Here is a 5,163-nt window from a genome sequence, read left to right on the forward strand (position 1 = left end):
CTCATGTTCTGCAAGTTTCCTGCTTCCCCTTCCGGCATTATCCGCACAATCCTCTGCTTCCTTGCCCAATCCAACCAAGTGCTGACATTGGTTGTTGTCACAGTATTCTTCCCCTTAGACCCACTCTGGCAAGCATTAATAAACAGATCAGTCTGGTTATCGCACCAGCAGCAATCGCATCTTTGACACGAGTGATCGCTGGCTCCTTCACAACCCAACAATTCGTCCCATCCACTGCACCTAATTGGGCGCAGATGCAATCAGTTGACCAAACTTGTCCGGGTCAACATCCTTAAACTCCAGGATCAGACCGCAACGCTCATCAATTGTTAGAGTACAGAGTAATTCTTTAACTGATTCTACACCGTAATCCACCCGCTCAATTGCCAGTCGAGCGTAATATTTAACTCGCTCCCACCAAGAATCATTGAATTCTGCTTGCCCGTCCCAACATACTCCCCTAATGTCATGGTTTGATAAAAAATTAGGATAATTTCAGTAATAAACTTTGTAAGTACTGTATATCTAGCTAAGTACTTTTATGTGTAAATATTCAGTATTAGATGTTAAAGTCTTATAGCCAAACTTTATTGAACCTTCTACTAGGGATTACTGCCCTTCTTTCAAAAGGTTAATCTGCCAAATCTGCACGGGTTTAATAGAGATAGGGATGGTATAGATTGTGAACTATGATCATGCCAAAACATAAATCAAGATTGTGAAATTGACTCCGAACCTTTAAAGATTGTTGGAATGGCCATCACCATCAACATTATTAAGTTAGCAACCCAAAACAACACAACGACACCAAAACCTACCAATGTCAAATAGGAAAATGTTAATTGTGTGAATCCATCTAGCAGTTGCCACAACCGAAAAGCTGTATAGAAAAAGCCAATGGGTACAACAATACTTGGCACTAGGAAGCGACTAAAAATATGTTCAGATATGAGTTGTACGGCGACTATCAACAGGTAACTCGCCCAAAATACCCATGAGGATGGTTGTTTCCAACTCAGAGCTAACAAGCACATAGGTAACAAAACTCCAGCAACTAAAGCTAACTTGACCCACCATCGCAGAAATTGCCATTGCTGCTGGTTAAACCCAATTTCTGCCGTAAAGGGTAAACGTCGAGCTTTCACACCAAAACCATAGGCAAGAGCTAGCAGGGTTATAATCAGAATAAAGAGCGTAAGAATCGATCCATTATTAACTGTCATCTGCTTGAAAATACTAATTCCTATACTCTTAGTTTAATTTGGCTTTAACATCCAACAATATTTCGCCTTCTACTTTTATATAGTCAGTGTGCAACAGTCTGTAATGATTCGTAGGCTGAATCACCTACTCTTTTGCTCTGACTTTTGAGGTTGTGATCCGTATCTTGTTATCCAATAAAGCCTATATAATTAATAATCTCATTAGTTAATTGCTAAGAGGCAACTGTTGTTCGCTTGCAGACTGTGAGGATGCGTTGGTCGTTAGCGCTAGTAAGTTTGATTTGATGAAAATTGGATAGGTTAATTTTCATATTTTCAGTTTTTGCTTTATTGTAACTAAGTGATTTAGCAGAAACTGTGTTGTTATTCTGTTTTCCTGTAAAGCAACTAAACTCAGAATTAGGATAGTACAAAGCTCCGACAATATCTCCTTGTTGGCGTTGTAATAATAAGTAGGCTTTCCCTATTTGATTAGGTTTAGGAGTTTCGCCGTATAAATATGTTCCATCAACAAGCGGAGCCGATTTGGTTGAACTATTTGACAAGCTTTGTCCAGTTGAAGAAGGAATTTCTAAACCGACTAAAGCTAGAGAAAGCAATATAAATGCCGCACTTTTCTGGAGTTTTGGGCTAACAGTTGCAGGTAGATTCATTTGTTTTTTCCTTGCGTTACTGTTGGTTGTACCTACCTTAAACCTCTTGTCGTTTGTATAAATCTTTCTGTCGGTAGAGATTAGGGTAGCAATATTAACTTTCAAGCCCTTCCACGATTACTGCTGGTGAGAGCCATTCTTAAACCTTGCCTGGATTCTCAAAGCTAGTTAAGTAGTTTTAGATTTCGGTTTCTTATCTCTACGGCAATGAATTCTTTGTGAGTTTCACTTGACCTTGAGGAAATGAACCGTAAGAGTCTTTGAACAGGTGTTGTGTTTCTCCAGTTGACGCAGGCTGAAATAATCGCATTGCTAATGGGCAAGCGATCGCTTTCACCTTTGCTTAGTGTAGCCTTATGGTTGACACCAGTATATTAATCATATTACCATGTCAACTGGCGAGCGCAGTGAAAATAAAATTAAAGTAAAAATGAATATCACAGTAGATGTAACACCCATCGCTGCGTTTAGGTGGAATGAAGAAAATGCCCAAAAACTCAGGGAGCTTAGAGAGAAAGCTGGATATAGTAGACAAAAGCTATCTGATGCTGTGGGAGTTTCTGTGGCTTATATTCAGCAGCTAGAGACTCCTCACGTCTTTATTAACAAACCAAAAAAGCCAACTCAGATGACTGTTAGTACAGAAATTCTAGAGAAACTTTGTGCTGCTTTAGATGGGGATATCACTTCACTTATTTGGAACATAGATTACAACAGTTAAGAGAAATATCTACTACGCTCACCAGTAAAATACACTTGACAACCACTGGTGAGCGTAGTAATACAATGATCATAAGAGAGGAGACGAGTGCGATGCCTCTTTTGAAAAACAAAGAAGCGCTCAACCCCAAATTTGATCAACATAAAACATAGATTTGAGAAACGAGAACCTCCCGTCGTATAGCACAAGGTACGCCAGGTAAAGTCGGCTGGGGGAGATACTCAAAATCACTCAATAAATTCACTCATACTGCTAGGGCAACCGCTCAATACCTTCTCTAGAGCCTTGTGCTGTGAATTATTGCTAGAAAATAACTGAAATTCAGAAATATGAGGCTACGCCAAAACAATTTGAGAACGTTGCGGTAAACCACAACGTTGTTCACGCAAAACAAAAGGCGATCGCTACGTCTACCAAACTCTGCGATCGCCTTTTTACCCATTTAAGAGGTATTTCTAATGATTACACAAAGTTTAGCCCCTGCGCCAACAAAAGATCCGTTAACCACACAGGATCGCCAAATCATTGCAACCATCGTCAATCAGTCGGACTACTCCAAAAACTGCAAGCCCGAAGATGTAGTGACTATTTGGATTAGTAAAGATGACACTACGGTTTGGGTGAAAATGACCCACGGCTATGCTCGATACCACAAACAATCTTTCAAACGCGCTGTTGCAGAGGTAAAAGCGAGTCTTTCTGCTCCAGTAGAGTGCAATCACAAGGAAGATGAGGGTGCGATTCGTTACTTAGTGAATCACGGTAATCAGTCCGTATATAACTAAGTCAGCCCGACAGCAGATTACTGTCACTAAAGGCTGAACTCTCGGACAGATGTAGGTGAAAGCCCTACCATTCAGACTCAGAATTGACTCCTTACCTGCCCACACCGAACAAGCTCGATTCTTGTAGAGTGAAGCTCTTAACTGGGTGCAATCAGACGACCGTTGCGGGTTGACACTGGCGCTAACAGGGAGTTCCTATGATGAAACAGAGCCTAGAAAAGCGACCTTATTACTTGGGCAGGGCGCAACGCAAAAACCCTGACCACGCTGGAGTCCATTCCCACCGAACATCCTCATAGTATCGGTAAGAGTCCAGGGAATCCAGCAGGCGAATTGGCTACATCTAACGGAACAATCAATCTTTCCGAGGGAACGAATAAAAACGAGTTGTGGGTCTAGGGGCGGTCGAACCCCAAGTAGCCCAGACGAGCGGAGGAATTCCCACAATTCGGGTAGGACAGACCGTAATTGGTCTGAGGTGTTCAGAAAATACAAACTTTAGAAGAGAAAATGATTAGACACAGTTACAAAACTAGTGAATCTTGGAGAGCTTTACCGTGGAAGAAATTCCGCCGAAACCTTTTCCGCCTTCACTCATCGCGTATTCAAAGCTGTTCAAGTTGGAGACAAGCGGAAAGCTAGGTCACTCCAAAAGCTTATTCTAAAATCTACCTCGGCTCGATTTCTTGCAATTAGACTTGTATCTCAGCTAAACGCTGGCAAAAAGACGGCTGGTATTGATGGGAAGAAATCGCTCTCATTTGAAGAACGCTTCAACCTTGAAGAACTACTGAAAATGAATAGTGGAAATTGGAAACATCAAGGACTAAGGGAAATCCCCATCCCCAAAAAAGATGGGACTACCAGAATGCTTAAAATACCAACCATCGCGGATAGAACTTGGCAATGCCTAGCAAAATATGCACTCGAACCAGCTTGCGCGTTGCCACTTTCCACTACGGGTTCAGAACTGGGCGCTCTGCTCACGATGCACAAAAGTACATCTTTAATAACCTCCGCTCCAACAGCAACGGAATAGAAAAACGAGTTATAGAACTCGATATCGAGAAGTGTTTCGACAGGATTAACCACTCAGCAATAATGGACGAACTCATCGCACCCAAAGGCTTAAAACTCGGTATTTTCCGATGCCTCAAGGCTGGAGTAAACCCAGAATTCCCCGAACAGGGTACACCGCAAGGGGGAGTGGTTAGCCCATTACTAGCCAATATCGCGCTCAATGGGATTGAGAGTATACACAGATATCACACCGAATACAAACTCGGTAAAAGTATCACAGACAACACCTCAGAAAAGAGTATTGTCAAACCATCAATCCGATACGCGGATGATATGGTTATCATACTCCGACCCGAAGATAACGCGATAGAGATACTTGAAAGAATCAACGAGTTTCTCCGCAAACGCGGAATGAATGTAAGCCAAAAGAAAACCAAAGTTACCGCCGCGACAGATGGGTTTGATTTCCTCGGCTGGCATTTCAAAGTCCAGAAAAACGGAAAGTTTAGAAGCACTCCCTCAGTGGATAACTTCAAAGCATTCCGTAAGAAAGTAAAACACATCGTCAACAACTCGAATTATGGTGCTACCACAAAGGCGGAGAAATTAGCCCCGGTAGTTAGAGGTTGGAGAAATTACCATAAGTTCGGCGTTGTTGCGTGAATAGGCAAAATGGTAAATTTTACCTATCGCCTATGTTCGCTCGCCGCCTAACCCTGCATATGAACACGAAAGCCCAGTACAAAGTGAAAAATTGGAAC

5 protein-coding genes and 1 pseudogene are annotated in these 5,163 nt (G+C 42.0%); 4 read left to right on the top strand and 2 right to left on the bottom strand.

Annotation, left to right across the window (positions count from 1 at the left end; all coding sequences use genetic code 11):
- Window positions 1–296: hypothetical protein (locus H6G97_RS45035; RefSeq protein ID WP_190946941.1), on the top strand; the 296-nt coding region annotated here is incomplete at its 5' end.
- 414 nt (window positions 297–710) lie between these two features.
- On the opposite strand, the gene H6G97_RS45040 is transcribed toward H6G97_RS45035, so the two are convergent.
- Complete coding sequence (locus H6G97_RS45040; RefSeq protein ID WP_190946942.1) at window positions 711–1,223, bottom strand: hypothetical protein; 513 nt, start codon at window positions 1,221–1,223, stop codon at window positions 711–713.
- Between the two features lie 212 nt (window positions 1,224–1,435).
- Window positions 1,436–1,876, bottom strand: a complete 441-nt coding sequence (locus H6G97_RS45045) for a hypothetical protein (RefSeq protein WP_190946943.1) — start codon at window positions 1,874–1,876, stop codon at window positions 1,436–1,438.
- A gap of 430 nt (window positions 1,877–2,306) precedes the next feature.
- Between H6G97_RS45045 and H6G97_RS45050 the strand changes: the two genes are divergently transcribed.
- The 3 genes and pseudogenes from H6G97_RS45050 to H6G97_RS45060 all read left to right on the top strand — a co-directional run.
- Entirely contained in the window at window positions 2,307–2,597 is a 291-nt protein-coding gene (locus H6G97_RS45050; protein ID WP_167315718.1) for a helix-turn-helix domain-containing protein, read from the top strand.
- 458 nt (window positions 2,598–3,055) lie between these two features.
- Window positions 3,056–3,382, top strand: coding sequence for a hypothetical protein (locus H6G97_RS45055; RefSeq protein WP_242056052.1), 327 nt, complete (start codon window positions 3,056–3,058; stop codon window positions 3,380–3,382).
- A gap of 510 nt (window positions 3,383–3,892) precedes the next feature.
- Window positions 3,893–5,050: pseudogene (locus H6G97_RS45060) on the top strand (reverse transcriptase domain-containing protein); the annotation flags it as partial.
- Window positions 5,051–5,163: the final 113 nt, after the last annotated feature.

It is taken from the genome of Nostoc flagelliforme FACHB-838 (assembly GCF_014698065.1).
In the GTDB taxonomy this organism is placed as follows: domain Bacteria; phylum Cyanobacteriota; class Cyanobacteriia; order Cyanobacteriales; family Nostocaceae; genus Nostoc; species Nostoc flagelliforme_B.